14 protein-coding genes are annotated in these 14,309 nt (G+C 70.2%); 7 read left to right on the top strand and 7 right to left on the bottom strand.

What is annotated here, in order from left to right:
• Nucleotides 1-24 precede the first annotated feature (24 nt).
• Nucleotides 25-792, top strand: coding sequence for an SDR family NAD(P)-dependent oxidoreductase (locus tag ACZ7SW_RS34300; RefSeq protein ID WP_470234519.1), 768 nt, complete (start codon nt 25-27; stop codon nt 790-792).
• 62 nt (nt 793-854) lie between these two features.
• On the opposite strand, the gene ndk is transcribed toward ACZ7SW_RS34300, so the two are convergent.
• From ndk to ACZ7SW_RS34285, 3 genes are all read right to left on the bottom strand, one after another.
• Nucleotides 855-1,265 (bottom strand): nucleoside-diphosphate kinase, encoded by a 411-nt coding sequence (gene ndk / locus ACZ7SW_RS34295; protein WP_020660996.1) that lies wholly within the window; start codon nt 1,263-1,265, stop codon nt 855-857.
• Between the two features lie 71 nt (nt 1,266-1,336).
• Nucleotides 1,337-2,896, bottom strand: a complete 1,560-nt coding sequence (locus ACZ7SW_RS34290; RefSeq protein WP_470234518.1) for an alkaline phosphatase D family protein — start codon at nt 2,894-2,896, stop codon at nt 1,337-1,339.
• A gap of 97 nt (nt 2,897-2,993) precedes the next feature.
• A complete protein-coding gene (locus ACZ7SW_RS34285) occupies nt 2,994-3,470 on the bottom strand; it encodes a GNAT family N-acetyltransferase (RefSeq protein ID WP_470234517.1) in 477 nt (158 codons plus the stop codon).
• A 53-nt stretch (nt 3,471-3,523) separates the two neighbouring features.
• Here ACZ7SW_RS34285 and ACZ7SW_RS34280 point away from each other — a divergent pair, with 53 nt between their 5' ends.
• Complete coding sequence (locus ACZ7SW_RS34280; protein ID WP_470234516.1) at nt 3,524-3,904, top strand: VOC family protein; 381 nt, start codon at nt 3,524-3,526, stop codon at nt 3,902-3,904.
• 5 nt (nt 3,905-3,909) lie between these two features.
• Here the strand turns inward: ACZ7SW_RS34280 and ACZ7SW_RS34275 are convergent, their stop codons facing one another.
• The 3 genes from ACZ7SW_RS34275 to folC all read right to left on the bottom strand — a co-directional run bounded on the left by ACZ7SW_RS34275 (nt 3,910) and on the right by folC (nt 7,061).
• On the bottom strand, nt 3,910-4,383 hold the full coding sequence (locus ACZ7SW_RS34275; RefSeq protein WP_470234515.1) for a hypothetical protein: 474 nt from the start codon (nt 4,381-4,383) through the stop codon (nt 3,910-3,912).
• A gap of 582 nt (nt 4,384-4,965) precedes the next feature.
• The gene (locus ACZ7SW_RS34270; RefSeq protein ID WP_470234514.1) at nt 4,966-5,376 is read right to left on the bottom strand and encodes a DUF4233 domain-containing protein; all 411 of its coding nucleotides are present in this window, start codon (nt 5,374-5,376) and stop codon (nt 4,966-4,968) included.
• The gene (gene folC, locus ACZ7SW_RS34265; RefSeq protein ID WP_470234513.1) at nt 5,373-7,061 is read right to left on the bottom strand and encodes a bifunctional tetrahydrofolate synthase/dihydrofolate synthase; all 1,689 of its coding nucleotides are present in this window, start codon (nt 7,059-7,061) and stop codon (nt 5,373-5,375) included. Before folC ends, ACZ7SW_RS34270 begins: the two co-directional genes overlap by 4 nt.
• A 168-nt stretch (nt 7,062-7,229) precedes the next feature.
• Between folC and ACZ7SW_RS34260 the strand changes: the two genes are divergently transcribed.
• Together ACZ7SW_RS34260 and ACZ7SW_RS34255 are read left to right on the top strand one after the other, a co-directional pair.
• The gene (locus ACZ7SW_RS34260) at nt 7,230-7,862 is read left to right on the top strand and encodes a class I SAM-dependent methyltransferase (RefSeq protein WP_470234512.1); all 633 of its coding nucleotides are present in this window, start codon (nt 7,230-7,232) and stop codon (nt 7,860-7,862) included.
• A gap of 94 nt (nt 7,863-7,956) precedes the next feature.
• Nucleotides 7,957-8,832, top strand: coding sequence for an SGNH/GDSL hydrolase family protein (locus tag ACZ7SW_RS34255; protein ID WP_470234511.1), 876 nt, complete (start codon nt 7,957-7,959; stop codon nt 8,830-8,832).
• A gap of 313 nt (nt 8,833-9,145) precedes the next feature.
• Here ACZ7SW_RS34255 and ACZ7SW_RS34250 read toward each other — a convergent pair whose 3' ends face one another.
• Nucleotides 9,146-11,773 carry a valine--tRNA ligase gene (locus tag ACZ7SW_RS34250; RefSeq protein ID WP_470234510.1) on the bottom strand — a complete coding sequence of 876 codons (2,628 nt, stop codon included), beginning with the start codon at nt 11,771-11,773 and terminating at the stop codon, nt 9,146-9,148.
• Between the two features lie 60 nt (nt 11,774-11,833).
• Here ACZ7SW_RS34250 and ACZ7SW_RS34245 point away from each other — a divergent pair, with 60 nt between their 5' ends.
• The 3 genes from ACZ7SW_RS34245 to ACZ7SW_RS34235 all read left to right on the top strand — a co-directional run bounded on the left by ACZ7SW_RS34245 (nt 11,834) and on the right by ACZ7SW_RS34235 (nt 14,268).
• A complete protein-coding gene (locus tag ACZ7SW_RS34245; RefSeq protein ID WP_470234509.1) occupies nt 11,834-12,175 on the top strand; it encodes a hypothetical protein in 342 nt (113 codons plus the stop codon).
• 232 nt (nt 12,176-12,407) lie between these two features.
• Nucleotides 12,408-12,854: a MarR family winged helix-turn-helix transcriptional regulator gene (locus tag ACZ7SW_RS34240; protein WP_470234508.1), complete on the top strand. Its 447-nt coding sequence runs from the start codon at nt 12,408-12,410 to the stop codon at nt 12,852-12,854.
• A 70-nt stretch (nt 12,855-12,924) separates the two neighbouring features.
• Nucleotides 12,925-14,268, top strand: coding sequence for an MFS transporter (locus ACZ7SW_RS34235; RefSeq protein WP_470234507.1), 1,344 nt, complete (start codon nt 12,925-12,927; stop codon nt 14,266-14,268).
• Nucleotides 14,269-14,309: the final 41 nt, after the last annotated feature.

Here is a 14,309-nt window from a genome sequence, read left to right as displayed (position 1 = left end):
CTCAGCCGAAGAACGATCGAAGCCATGACCGAAACACGAACGAACCACCTGCTCGACGGCAAGATCGCGTTCCTCACTGGCGCCGGGCGCGGAATCGGCGCGGCGGCGGCCCGGTTGTTCGCCAGGGAAGGCGCGAAGGTGGTCCTGGCCGCACGGACCGAAACTCAGCTGCGGGCGGTCGCCGAACAAGTGCGCGCGGACGGCGGCGTCGCGGACTACGTGCGATGCGATCTCGCCGACCCAGCCAGCGTTCAGGCCGCGATCGACCGGGTGCTGGAGCTGCACGGACGACTGGACCTCGCGTTCAACAACGGTGCGACCGCTACGCCGCCGGGCCCGTTGGACCAGGTGCGGCCGGACGAGCTCGACCGCGTCTACCAGGTGAATCTGCGCGGACCGTGGCTGGCGATGGCGGCCGAAGTGAAGGCGATGCGCGCCGGTGGGGCCATCGTGAACACCTCCAGCGTCGGCAGCTTCCGCGCGAATCCAGCTCTGCCCGCTTACGGCGCCGCGAAACGGGCGCTGAACAGTCTCACCGAATCGGCGGCGGTCACCTACGGACCAGCGGGGATCCGGGTCAACGCGATCGCGCCCGGCACGACGATGACCGAGATGATCCGGCAGTGGGAGGCGGAATCGCCGGGAGTGCTCGACCGGCTCGTCGAGGCCACTCCCCTCGGCCGCGCGGCCGAGCCCGCCGAAATCGCCGAAGCCGCGGCGTGGCTGCTGAGCGACCGGGCGTCTTACGTGACCGGCGCCGTCCTGCGCGTCGACGGCGGCGCCGGGGTCTAGAAACACGAACGCCGGGCCGGAACCGAAGTCCCTGCCCGGCGTTCGCGAGGTTCAGCTCCGGATCACAGGTCCGGGAACCACAGCTTCAGCTCGCGCTCGGCCGACTCCGGCGAGTCCGAACCGTGCACCAGGTTGTACTGGGTCTCCAGCGCGAAGTCGCCGCGCAGGGTGCCCGGGGTGGCCTTCTCGACCGGGTCGGTGCCGCCGGCCAGCTGGCGGAACGCGGCGATCGCGCGCGGGCCCTCGACGGCCAGCGCGACGAGCGGGCCGGACGTGATGAACTCCAGCAGGTCGCCGAAGAACGGGCGCTCCTTGTGCTCCGCGTAGTGCTCCTCGGCGACGGAGCGCTCGACAGTGCGCAGTTCCAGCGCGGCCAGCTTCAGGCCCTTGCGCTCGATGCGCGAAACGACCTCGCCGACGAGGCCGCGCGCGACGCCATCGGGCTTGACGAGGACCAGCGTGCGTTCAGTCACGACGGTATTTCTCCTTGTGCGGATTCGTGTTATTCGGGTGCCGAGCCTATCCGACGCACTGGCCGGGCCGGTCAGCGACGCTGCGGCTGAAGCGTCTTCGACCACAGCGAAGCCCCGGTGGCGTCGCGCAGATCGACCGTCAGCGCTCCGCTGGCACCGTCCACATTCAACTCCCCGAAGTGCTGGAACCCTTGCACCGGCGAGGAATTCTGCGTCTGCGGGGCGTGCACGAACACCGCTTCCGGACCGAACGTCGGGTCGAGTTTGTTCGGTCCGAAGGCTCCGGCGTTGAGCGGGCCGGACACGAATTCCCAGAACGGGTCGAAGTCCTGGAACGCGGCGCGCTCGGGCGAATAGTGGTGCGCGGCGGTGTAGTGCACGTCGGCGGTCAGCCAGACGACATTCCGCACGCGATCGCGCGAGATCTGCTTCAGCACCCAGGCCAGTTCGGTCTCGCGGCCGCCGGGCGCGCCGGGCAGGCCGTTGGCGACCGCCTCGATGTCCTTGCCGTCCGGCACGACGAGGCCGATCGGCATGTCCGCCTGGACGATCTTCCACGTCGCGGTGCTGCGCCGGAGCGCGTCGGCCAGCCAGCGGGCCTGCGCCTCGCCGAGGATGTGGCCGGGCTTGGTCTGGTCCGAGGTGTTGGCGTCGCGGTAGGTGCGCATGTCGAGGACGAACACCTCGACCCGGCTGCCGTAGCGGAAGTTCCGGTACACGCGGCCGTCGACGGCCTGGCGGCGGTCGATCGGATGCCATTCGTGGAACGCCTGGAACGCGCGCTGGGCTAGGACATCGGCCCGCTTCTCGGTGTATTCGGGGCGGTCGTTGAGGATTTCGCCCGGGTACCAGTTATTGACTACTTCATGATCGTCCCACTGGACACAGGCGGGCACTTCCGCGGAGAACCGGCGGAAATTGGCGTCCAGCCGGTTGTAGGCGTGCTGGCCGCGGTATTCGTCGAGGGTTTCGGCGACCTTCGACTTCTCCGGCGTCACGATGTTGTGCCAGGTGCCGCCCCCGCCGGGGAGCGTGACGGTTTCGGTGAGCGGGCCGTCGGCGTACACCGTGTCGCCGCTGTGCAGGAAGAGGTCCGGACGGCGGTCGGCCATCGCGGAGAAGATCGTCATGCCGCCGAGCGCCGGGTTGATGCCGTAGTTCTGGCCGACGACGTCGCCGCTCCACAGGATCCGGGTGTTCGCGCGGCCGATGGGCGCCGTGGCGAACCGGCCGGCGACCGGCTCGCTCGCGCCGCGGCCGTCGAGGTCCACCGCGGTGACGCGGTAGTGGTACTCGGTGCCCGGGGCCAGTCCGGCGACGCGCACCTTGCCGGTGCCGCCGGTGGCGGGCGTGACGAACGGGCCGGGCACCCGGCGGGCGTGCCGGAACGACGGGTCGCGCGCGACCTCGACCATCAGCCGCGCCGGACGGTCGGCCCGCGACCACACGATGCCGGAGCCGGTGGTCACGTCCCCGGACGCGACGCCGTGGGCGAGCACCGGACGGTCGCGGCGGACGAGCGGGGCGGCCGAGGCGGAGCCGGGCAGCAGCAGCCCGCCTGCCGCGGCGAGCGCGGGCACGGCGATTCCGGCTTTGAGCACGGAGCGCCGCGAGGGGGTCGTTTCGGTCATGGCGGTCGTTCTATCCGGCGACCACGGCCAAGCGGCCAACTCAGGCTGACCGCCGGGTGAACGGCTCACTCGTCAGGAGGAAGCTCACAGCCGGTCGTCACGCTCGGTGCGCTTCCCGAACCATCTCGTACTCGCACGGGCCTTCCTTTGCCGGACGCGCCACGAACCCGTGCCGTTCGTACAAGGCCAGCGCGTACTCGTTGCCGCCCGCGACGCTCAACGCCAGCTCGCCCGCCCCGCGCCCCTCGCTCCAGCGCACCACGGCTCGGACGAGTGCGTCCCCGACTCCCCTGCCGCGCGCCGAGGGAGCGACCCACATCGACATCAGCTCGGCTGTGTCGCCGCGCTCGGAAAGCTGTCCGCTGACCATCCCGGCCGGAACGCCGTCGAGGTCGGCGAGGACGTTGAGCGACACGTCGCGCAGCCGGGCCCGCCAGCGCGGTTCGGCGTCGCCTTCGCCTTGCCAGTCCTCAAGTTTCGAGCTGAACGCCTCCGGGTCCTCGCGCAGGGCCGCGAGCCGGAGGTCGCGCCACTCCGCCCAGTTGTCCACGCTCAGCTCGCGCACCACGATCACACTTGCTCCGTCGCCGTGGCGGCCCGGCCGTTACATCGGAATAGGGTGAAACGATGCGCATCGACCGGCTCGACCACCTCGTCCTCACCGTCGCCGACCTCGGTGCGACGGTGGATTTCTACACCCGCGTCCTCGGCATGACCGAGGTGACGTTCGGGGCGGGCCGCAAGGCGCTGACGTTCGGCGCCAGCAAGATCAACCTGCACGAGGCAGGGCACGAGTTCGAACCCAAGGCGGACCGGCCGACGCCGGGCAGCGCGGATCTGTGCCTGATCACGAGCGATTCGCTGGAGCGGGTCGTGGAAGACCTGGTCGCGCAGGGCGTGCCGATCGAGGAAGGGCCGGTCGACCGCACCGGTGCGACGGGGCCGATCCGCAGCGTGTACTTCCGCGACCCGGACCGGAACCTGATCGAGGTCAGCGTCTGCCGCTGAGCCTCCTACGAGGAGTGCTGCCAGACTTGCAGGTCGACCCGCATGCCGAAACCGACGCCCTCCGGGTGCCGCTGCTTGACGGTGAGCAGGCCGATGTCTCCGTACCGGTTTTGGAAGCAGACGCGGTCGGAGAGGTGCACTTGCAGCCTGCCGCCCGAACGGTCGTGCTCGATGAGGTGACGGCAGTCCGCGGCGGTCGGCGCGCTCCGGGAGGAGTCCAGCCGGACGGCGAGCGTGTCGTTCTCCAGCGTCAACGTGTCGGTTTTGGTTTCGTCGTCCATCAGCCCGAGAGCGATGTCGCCGCGCGTCGGGCTTTTCGCGGGCGGGAGCTCGGCGATGCTGAGCCCGGTGCCCAGGCCTCCGGCGTCGAGCACGACCTGACCGCTCCAGGTCGGCGCGGCGGCCGGTGCGAGGGTCTGCGCGCCAGCGGAGGACGCCGGGCTGGACGGCCTGGCGTTGCTCGACGCCGGGGCGGGCACAGACCTGGTGGACGTGGGCGCGGCGGTCGTCGACGAGCTGCCGGCCGAGCCCGTGCTGGTCTCCGCCGGGCCGGCCTCAGGACCAGCAACACCACGAGGGCGACGAGAAGCAGGAGGATGACAACGAGCAGCGCGACGACGATCCCGGGACGGACACCGACCAGGCGAGCCCCGCGGGGCGGATCGTCCAGCCGCCGCGTCACCGCCCGTCGAGGCCGCTGTTCCAGATCCGTCGCGCGTTCGCCGGACACCATCCGGGAATCGTCGCGAGCCGCGCGCTCTGCAGGGAAGGAACCCGCCCCGGCCGCCGCTCGCGACTGCTCCTGGTCTTGCTCGTCCGCCACGATCGGCCCCCCACGGTTCACCGGCTCCGGCCGCTCAGGAACAGCCGTGTCGGACAGTGTTCCATCCCGCTCCGGACATGGGGGCGTGATCGGGCAAAAAGCCAGAAGGTTCCTCTTTCACGCCTGGCCCGCCGTGTCCTGGCCCCCCGCCGGGGACGGAAATCCGCGTCCGAGACGCCAGGAATGCTCGTGTCCGCGCGGCTGAGGCTCCGCCGGATTCGACGTCAGCGTGTACCGGCTAAGCCTGCGGCTGCTGCTGGCTCGGCAGCGTCCCCGCCGCCATCCGGCGCGCGACATCCCGGCGCAGCCACAGGAACCACAGGAACGCGGCCAGGAAGATGATGCCGATGATCGCGATCGCGGGCTGGGTGATCCCGATCGCGATGATCGCCAGCTGCAGCAGCAGGATCACCGGCACCGCCCAGACGTGCTTGAGCATCCCGCACAGCACGATCAGCACCACCGCCAGCGCGATCACCGTCCAGCCGGTGAAGCTGGTGACGCCGCCGCCGAGATGGGCGACCACCGGCAGCGCCAGCGCGACGGTGATCGCTTCCATGATCAGCGTGCCCGCCATGACGCCGCGGAAGCCCTTCATCGGGTCCTTCGCGGGCGGCTTCGCCGGGGTCTCGGGCGTCTCGTCGCTCACGCCGGCTCCTTCCCGAACAGCGTGCGCGCGTCGCCCGCGGTGACCACGGATCCGGTCACCAGCACGCCGCCGCCCGCGAGCGGTTCCTCCGGGTCGTCGTTCTGTTCCACGAGGCCGATCGCGGTCTCGATCGCGGTCTCCAGGTCCGGTTCGGCGAGCACGCGGTCCTCGCCGAAGATCGACGCGGCCAGTTCGGCCAGGTCCTCGACCGGCAGCGACCGCGGCGACGAACTGCGCGTGACGACCACGTCGGACACCACCGGCTCCAGCGCGTCCAGGATGCCGCGCGCGTCCTTGTCGGACAGCACGCCGACGACCGCGACGAGCCGGCGGAAGTTGAACTCGTCGGTGATCGTCGCGGCGAGCGCCCGCGCGCCCATGGGGTTGTGCGCGGCGTCGACCATGACCGCCGGGGCGGCCCGCACGCGTTCGAGCCGGCCGGGGTTATCGACCTCGGCGAACGCCTCGCGCACGGCCTCCACCACGAGCTGTTTGTCTTTGCCCGCCCCGAAAAACGCCTCGACCGCGGCCAGCGCGAGCGCCGCGTTCGCCGCCTGGTGCGCGCCGTGCAGCGGCAGGAAGATCTCGTCGTACACGCCGCCGAGGCCCTGCAGCTTCAGCATTTGCCCGCCGACCGCGACCTCGCGTTCGAGCACGCCGAACTCGCTGCCCGCGCGCGCCACCGCGGCGTCGACCTCGACCGTGCGCTTCAGCAGGACGTTCAGCACCTCGGGGTCCTGCTCGCCGATCACCGCGACCGAACCGGGCTTGATGATCCCGGCCTTCTCCGCGGCCGCGTCGACCGCGGTCGGACCCAGGTATTCGGTGTGGTCCAGCCCGATCGGCGTGATGACCGCGACCTGCGCGTCGGCCACGTTCGTCGCGTCCCACGCGCCGCCCATGCCCGCCTCGACCACCGCGGCCTCGACCGGGGCGTCGGCGAACGCCGCGAACGCCATCCCGGTGAGCACCTCGAACTTGCTCATCGGCACGCCGTCCTCGCTGGCACCGTCCACCATCGCCACGTACGGCGCGATGTCCTGGTACAGCTGCGCGTACCGGGCGGCGGAGATCGGGCGGCCGTCGAGCGCGATCCGCTCGGTGACGAGCTGCAGGTGCGGGCTCGTGTAGCGGCCCGAGCGCAGTCCCATGCGGGTCAGCAGCGAATCGACCATCCGGGCGACCGAGCCCTTGCCGTTGGTCCCCGCGACGTGCACCACCGGGTAGCCCTGGTTCGGCTCGCCGAGCAGCGTCATCAGCGCCTGGATCCGGGCGAGCGACGGTTCGAGCTTCGTCTCCGGCCAGCGCTGGTTCAGCTCGGCCTCGGCGGCCATCAGGTCGCGGCGGGCCTCCGGGCCGTTCTCGTCGCCGAATTCGGCGGGCGCGCCCTCGTCGTCGAGTTCGTGCAGCTCGGTGCCCTCTTCGGCGTACAGGTCGGGAACCGGGCCGAGCGCCAGGTTGTCGCCGAGCTGGCCGATGCCGCCGATCCCGCCGCGCGAACCGCCGCCGGCGGCGTAGGCCGCGTCCGGCGCGTCGAGGTCCGGCTCCAGCTCGTTACCGGGATCGTCCTCGGTGTCGTAGGGGTCGCTGTGCGCGAGCGCGCCCAGTTCGTCGACCCCCGCGAAACTGTCCGGATCGGCGAGATCCGGCCGCCGGGTCTCCTCGGGCTCGTCACCGCGCGGCACTCGTGCACTCCTCGAAGTCGCTGTCCCGGCGCGGTCGCGCGACCGGGAAGACCAGGCGAAAGGTTCGGCCCGGCACATGCTCGAGCGTACCCGGGCCCGCCTCGCGCCCAGCGGCCCCGGGGCTTCGGCGTGATCACGCCCGCAACGATCCGTGGCAAGGTCGGGTCCATGCCCTTCGACCACAACCATCACTATCACCCGACACTGCTCCGGCTCCTGCCGCCAGGCCCCGGCCGAGCCCTGGACGTCGGCTGCGGCGAAGGCCGGTTCGCGCGCGGGCTCGCCGCCGCCGGGATGACCGTCGAAGGCATCGACACCTCGGACGAAATGGTCACGCGAGCGACCGCCGCCGGTTCTCCAGGACCGGGCACTGTGGAATACCGCCGCGCGGACGTGACCACCGAACCCCTGGAACCCGATTCGTACGCGTTCATCTCCTGCCTGGCGTCCCTGCACCACGTCCCGTTCGAAACCGTCACGAGACTCCGCGACGCTCTCGCCCCCGGCGGCGTGCTCGCAGTGCTCGGCTGTGCCCGCCCGAGCCGTCCGAGCGACTTCGCCCGCGAGTTCGTCGCCGCCCCCGCGAACGCACTGGCCAGGCTGGTCGTCTTCGCCGGAGACCAGCTCAACGGCGGTCCCGACCCGATCGCCAAGGCTCCCGTGCACATGAAATTCCCGCCGCTGAACGACGTCCGCCGGGACGCCGCGCGCCTGCTCCCCGGCAGCACCGTCCGCCAGCTGGTGTTCTGGCGGTACCTGCTGACCTGGCGGAAACCCGCAGATCACCCCGCAGCCGGGTGAAAACCCGCCCCGACCACCCGATCGGCGGAGAGCGCTCATGCCCCGGTTGCCGAAAGGTAAAGCGGGTCGTACCGCTCGGGAGGACGGGGTTCGCATGCGCATCATCCGGATAGTGCCGGCCGCAATCGCCGCGGCCGCACTGCTTCTGTCGACGGCGGCGGCCGCGAGCGCCGCGCCCCGGCATTACCGCCACTACGTCGCCCTAGGCGACTCGTACACGTCGGGGCCGCTCATCCCGCTGCCCCGGCTGGATCCGTTCGGCTGCTTCCGCTCGACGTCCAACTACCCGTCGATGGTGGCTGATTCCCTGGACGTGGACCGCTTCACCGACGTCAGCTGCGGCGGTGCGGACACGTCCGACATGACCAACCCGCAAAACGTGCCGCTAGGCCGGAACGCCCCGCAGTTCTCCGCCCTGCGCCCAGACACCGACCTGGTCACCGTCGGCATCGGCGGCAACGATTCGGGCCTGTTCGGCAAACTGGTAGACACCTGCCCGACCCTGCGCGGCTCGGACCCGACCGGAAACCCGTGCCAGCAGCACTTCACGGTCGACGGCGTAGACACGATCAAGGCGCTGCTGCCCAAGACGCAAGCAGCCATCCAGCAGGTACTGGCCGGAATCCACGCCCGCTCACCCCACGCCAGGGTGCTCGCCATCGGCTACCCGCGCATCGCCCCCGCGACGGGCTACTGCCCCGATGTCCTGCCCTTCGCGAACGGCGACTACGCCTGGCTCTCCAGCGTCGAACAGGCCCTGAACTCCGCCGTAAGCAACGCGGTCGCGGCCGACGGCCAATCGTCCTATGTGGACACCTACACCCCCTCCTTCGGCCACGACGCCTGCCAAGGCCCAGGCGTCGCCTGGATCAACGGCAAAGACCTGAACCTGCTAGCCGCAGCCCCCTACCACCCGTTCTACGCAGGAATGGCAGGCGAAGCAAAAGTAATCCGCCAACAACTCCGCTGACCCCGCCGCTCCCGCCGTCTGTGAGGGGAACCCTGAGGGAATCTGATTCCCTCAGGGTTCCCCTCACAGACGCCCCGCTCACCGCCCGCCGGGACCGCGAACCGCAGCCAGAGCACCCAACCCAGGCAGGCACCCACACCACCCCCGCACCCCAATACGAAGCCAAAAACGCGGACGGCGGGTGCTTGTCAAGGCATCTTTCCCGCCTTGACAAGCACCCGCCGTCCGTCGTCACAATCAGCTTCGGGGTGCCCCTCAAACCACCCGGGCGCAATGTCGCCGCCAGGCGACGAGCCCCCCCGCCCAACCGACCTCAGGCCCCAGGCAACGCAGCCAACCGAGCCTCAATCCGCCCAATATCGGCCACCGCGGTCTCCCGCCGCACCTTGATCTTCTCGATCACCTGCTCCGGCGCCTTCGCGATAAACGCCTCATTCCCCAATTTCCCCTCAGTCTGCGCCAATTCCTTCCGCGCGGCCCCGAGGTCCTTCTCCAACCGCTTCCGCTCAGCAGCGACGTCGATGGTCCCGGAAGTATCCAACTCCACCGTCACGACCCCGCCAGCCAGCGCGACCTCCAGCGAAGCACTGGCCGAGAACCCGTCCTCCGGCTCAGTAAGCCGCACCAAGGACCGAATCGCACCGGCATGCCCGTCCGGGAACGCCTCCCCCGACAACCGAGCAGCGACCTTCTGCCCCGGCTTCAACCCTTGATCAGCCCGGAACCGCCGAATCTCGGTAATCAGCTTCTGCACATCAGCGACCCGAGCGTCCGCGACCGGATCCGCATACCCCTCGACCGCCGACGGCCAAGCCGCGATCACCAACGACTCGCCGCCAGTCAACGCCGTCCACAACTTCTCCGTCACAAACGGAACGAACGGGTGCAGCAGCCGCAGCACGGTGTCCAGGACATGCCCAAGCACCTTCCGCGTAGCCTCAACCCGCGCGGAATCCCCTTGGTACAGCTGAACCTTGGCCAGCTCCAAATACCAGTCACACAGCTCATTCCAGGTGAACTGATACAGCGCATTGGCGACCTTGGCGAACTGGAAGTCCTCGAACAACCCGTCCACTTCGGACACCAGCGCGGCGAGCCGCCCGAGAATCCACCGATCCGACTCGGTCAGCTCCGCGGCGTCCGGCAGCGAACCCTCGACGGTCGCCCCGTTCATCATCGCGAACTTGCTGGCATTCCACAGCTTCGTGCAGAAATTCCGCGACCCCGCGGCCCACTCGTCCGCCAGCGCCATGTCCGTCCCCGGATTGGCCCCGCGAGCGAGCGTGAACCGGGTGGCGTCCGCCCCGTAAGCGTCCATCCACTCCAGCGGATCGATGACGTTCCCGCGCGACTTGGACATCTTCTTGCCGTTGGCGTCGCGAATCAGCCCGTGCAGGTAAACGTGGTCGAACGGCTGCCGCCCGTCCATCTCCTGCACGCCGAACATCATCATCCGCACGACCCAGAAGAACAGGATGTCGTACCCGGTGGACAGCACGCTGGTCGGATAGAACTTCGCCAGATCCGCGGTCTCCCCCGGCCAGCCCATCGTCGACATCGGCCACAGCCCGGACGAGAACCACGTGTCGAGCACGTCCGGGTCCTGCGTCCAGCCCTCGCCCGACGGCGGCTGCTCGTCCGGACCGACGCACACGACCTCGCCGTCCGGCCCGTACCAGACCGGGATCCGGTGGCCCCACCACAGCTGGCGCGAAATCGTCCAGTCGTGCATGTTGTCGACCCAGTCGAAGTACCGCTTCTCCAGTTCGGCCGGGTGGATCTTCGTCCGCCCGTCGCGCACCGCGTCGCCGGCGGCCTGGGCCAGCTCGGCGACCTTGACCCACCACTGCAGCGACAGCCGCGGCTCGACGACCGTGTCGCAGCGGGAGCAGTGCCCGACCGCGTGCACGTACGGCCGCTTCTCCGCGACGATCCGGCCCTGCTCGCGCAGCGCGGCGACCACCGCGGGCCGCGCCTCGAACCGGTCGAGGCCCTCGAACGGACCGGGCACGGTGACCTCGGCGCGCTCGTTCATCACGGTCAGCATCGGCAGGTCGTGGCGGCGGCCGATCTCGAAGTCGTTCGGGTCGTGCGCCGGGGTCACCTTGACCGCGCCGGTGCCGAACTCCGGGTCGACGTGCCGGTCCGCGACCACCGGGATCTTCCGCCCGGTCAGCGGCAGCTCGATCTCGGTGCCGACCAGGTGCGCGTAGCGCTCGTCGTCCGGGTGCACGGCCACCGCGGTGTCGCCCAGCATCGTCTCGGCGCGCGTGGTGGCCACGACGATCGAGGCGTCGCCGTCGCCGTAGCGGATCGAGACGAGTTCGCCGTCGTCGTCGCTGTGGTCGACCTCGATGTCCGACAGCGCCGTCTGGCAGCGCGGGCACCAGTTGATGATCCGCTCGGCGCGGTAGATCAGGCCGGCGTCGTAGAAGTTCTTGAACACAGTCTGGACGGCCTTGGACAGGTTCTCGTCCATGGTGAAGCGCTCGCGGGACCAGTCGACGCCGTCGCCGAGCCGCTTCATCTGGCCGAGGATCTTGCCGCCGTACTCGGCCTTCCACTCCCAGACGCGCTCGACGAACTTCTCGCGGCCCAGGTCGTGGCGCGACAGGCCCTCGCCGGCCAGCTGGCGTTCGACGACGTTCTGCGTCGCGATGCCCGCGTGGTCCATGCCCGGCAGCCACAGCACCTCGTAGCCCTGCATCCGGCGCCGGCGGCTCATCGCGTCCATCAGGGTGTGGTTGAGCGCGTGGCCCATGTGCAGGCTGCCGGTGACGTTCGGCGGCGGCAGTACGATCGAGAACGGCGGCTTGTCCGACCCCGCGTCCGCGGTGAAATAGCCCGCGGCTACCCAGCGGTCGTACATCGGGGCTTCCTCGGCGGCCGGGTCCCAGGCACCCGGAAGGTCGGTTTTCTGCTGCGGAGCGTTCTCGGTCACAATGGACAAGTCTACGAACCCGCCGCGGCGGGGTTACGCAGGGGGAAAGGCGGTGCGCCGATGACTCGGCCGGAGGATCCGGACGACCGGATGGAAACCCATCCGGACCTCATGGACCCGGAGTGGCGCAAGCACGCCCAGCGGGACGCGTGGCTCGGCGCGAAGAAGGACTTGAAGAAGCGGCGCAAGCGCGAACGCCGCAGCGCCCCGGCCCCGGCGTACGGCCGCGGCGGCGCGGCGCCGAGCCGGTGGCCCGGCATCGCCGCGATCGTCGGCCTGGTGCTGCTGCTCGCCGCGGCGATCGTGGTGCACCAGGTTCAGCCGATCGGGGTGAACGACCAGAAGATCGGGTACATCCTCGGGCTCGGCTCTCCCGCCTCGGCCAGCAGCCAGCCGCTCTAGGCGTTCAGGATCGCGGCGCCGTCCGCGATGCTCTTCACCGTCACCAGCCGTCTGACCTCCGTGCCCGGCATGCCCTCCGGGCGCCACGCGACCTCGAAAGCGCTGCCACCGCCGAGGTAGAGGGCGGCGGTGGCAGCCTCTTTTCACGGTGGTCCCGAGGCTTCACCGTGGTCCCGAGCGGGACTGTCGGCCGAGGATGCACAGGCTGGACTCAACAGGCTAGACTGTGCTTATGTCCGAAGACCCGTCCGTCCCGCCGCGCGTCGCCGAGTCCGCCGGCTGGATCCGCGGCGTGGTCGGCCAGCTGCACCGCAGGCTGCGGCAGGTCGACAACGCCGAGATCCTCACGCCGACCCAGACCGCGGTGCTCAACCGGCTGCATCGCGAAGGCCCCGGAACCCAGGCCGAACTGGCCGCCGCGGAGCACGTCCGGCAGCAGTCCATGGCCGCGACGCTCGGCGTGCTCGACACGCTCGGCTATCTGAGCCGCACGCGCGACCCCGCCGACGGCAGGCGCGTCGTGATTTCGCTCTCCGATCTCGGGGCCAAGACCGTCATCGGGATCCGGCAGCACCGCGACGAATGGCTCGCCTCCGCGCTGGCCGACGAGCTGACCGAGGACGAACTCGAAACGGTCCGGCGCGCGCTGCCCTTGCTGCAGCGGATCGCCCAGCGCTGACCCCTGAACCCGAGGAGCACTGACGAACACCGCGACCGCCCCCGCGAAATCCCGTTTCGGCGCGCGCCTGGTGACCCCGCTGGTCGCGAGCGCCGTGCTGAATCCGATCAACTCCACGCTCATCGCCGTCGCGCTCGTCCCGATCGGACAGGCCTTCGGCGCCGGACCGGGCCGCACGGCCTGGCTGATTTCCTCGTTGTACCTGGCCACGGCGGTCGGGCAGCCGGTCGTCGGGCTGCTCGTGGACCGCTACGGCGCGCGGCGCGTGCTGCTCGGCGGCGCGGCCGTGGTGATGGTGGCCGGGATCGCCGGCATGATCCCGATCTCCGTCGAATGGCTTACTGGGGTGCGAGCCGTGCTCGGCATCGGCACCTGTGCCGGCTTCCCCGCTGCGATGGCTGTGCTGCGAAGGCGTGCCGACCAGATCGGCGAAGGCGTTCCGGCGCGGGTGTTGTCCGTGCTGGCGATGTCCGCGCAAACAGTGATGGTGATCGGCCCGACGCTCGGCGGTGTGCTGATCGCGCTCTTCGGCTGGCCCGCGATCTTCGCGGTGAACCTGCCGCTGGCTGGTATCTCCCTCGTGCTGACGCTGCTGTGGGTGCCGAAGGACACTCCCACCGAGAAGCCCGCCGAGCGGATCGACGTCGCCGGGATCGCGCTGTTTTCCGCCGCGCTGCTGGTGTTGCTGTGCTATCTGATGGCGCCCGGCATCGGCGATCTGTGGCTGCTGGCTGTGGCGATCGTGCTCGGCGCGCTGTTCACGAGGGTGGAACTGCGCGCCCGCAAGCCGTTCATCGACCTGCGGATGCTCGCCGCCAACGGTCCGGTCCTGCGCACGTATTTGCGGCAGGCACTGAGTTTCCTCGCGATCTACACGATCATGTTCGGCTACGTGCAGTGGCTCGAAGAGGCGCGCGGGTTCGCCGAATCCGCTGCGGGACTGCTGCTTCTGCCGATGTCCGGGGTCGCGGTGGGCGCGGCCGCGCTGTCCGGCCGTCCGACCGGCATCCGGCTTCGGCTGCTGCTGGTCGGCGCCGCGCTCCTGGCCGGATCGGTCGCGCTCCTGTCCGTGAACGACGGCACCGCGCTGATCTGGCTGCTCGTGCTCGCCGCGCTGTTCGGTCTGGCGCAAGGGCTCACCAGCGTCGCCAACCAGACGACGCTGTACCGCGATACCCCGGCCGAGACGATGGGCACCGCGAGCGGGCTTTTCCGGACCGCGCAATACCTCGGCGCGATAGTCGCGGCCACGGTCATCGCCCAGTGCTATGGCGGGCACGCCGACTCCGGCGGGCTGCACCGGCTGGCCGTCGTGCTGATCGTGACCAGCGGGTTGCTGCTGATCGTGACCGCCGCGGACCGCGCGCTGCCGCGGGCCGAACGCCGGGAACGAGCCCGGCAGGACGCGGTGTGACCACCCCCGTCTTGGGTTCTCGGGCGCCAAGGCGGACGATG

Source organism: Amycolatopsis sp. NPDC114484 (assembly GCF_055633755.1).
The sequence above is the reverse complement of the archived record's forward strand: the minus strand, read 5'-3'. Positions and strand labels throughout refer to the sequence as shown.

Bases quoted from the DNA above. Each gene is read 5' to 3' on its own strand.
- ACZ7SW_RS34300 (WP_470234519.1), top strand. From the start codon at position 25: ATGACCGAAACACGAACGAACCACCTGCTCGACGGCAAGATCGCGTTC.
- ACZ7SW_RS34290 (WP_470234518.1), bottom strand. From the start codon at position 2,896: ATGACCGAAACGACCCCCTCGCGGCGCTCCGTGCTCAAAGCCGGAATC.
- ACZ7SW_RS34280 (WP_470234516.1), top strand. From the start codon at position 3,524: ATGCGCATCGACCGGCTCGACCACCTCGTCCTCACCGTCGCCGACCTC.
- ACZ7SW_RS34260 (WP_470234512.1), top strand. From the start codon at position 7,230: ATGCCCTTCGACCACAACCATCACTATCACCCGACACTGCTCCGGCTC.
- ACZ7SW_RS34255 (WP_470234511.1), top strand. From the start codon at position 7,957: ATGCGCATCATCCGGATAGTGCCGGCCGCAATCGCCGCGGCCGCACTG.
- ACZ7SW_RS34245 (WP_470234509.1), top strand. From the start codon at position 11,834: ATGACTCGGCCGGAGGATCCGGACGACCGGATGGAAACCCATCCGGAC.
- ACZ7SW_RS34240 (WP_470234508.1), top strand. From the start codon at position 12,408: ATGTCCGAAGACCCGTCCGTCCCGCCGCGCGTCGCCGAGTCCGCCGGC.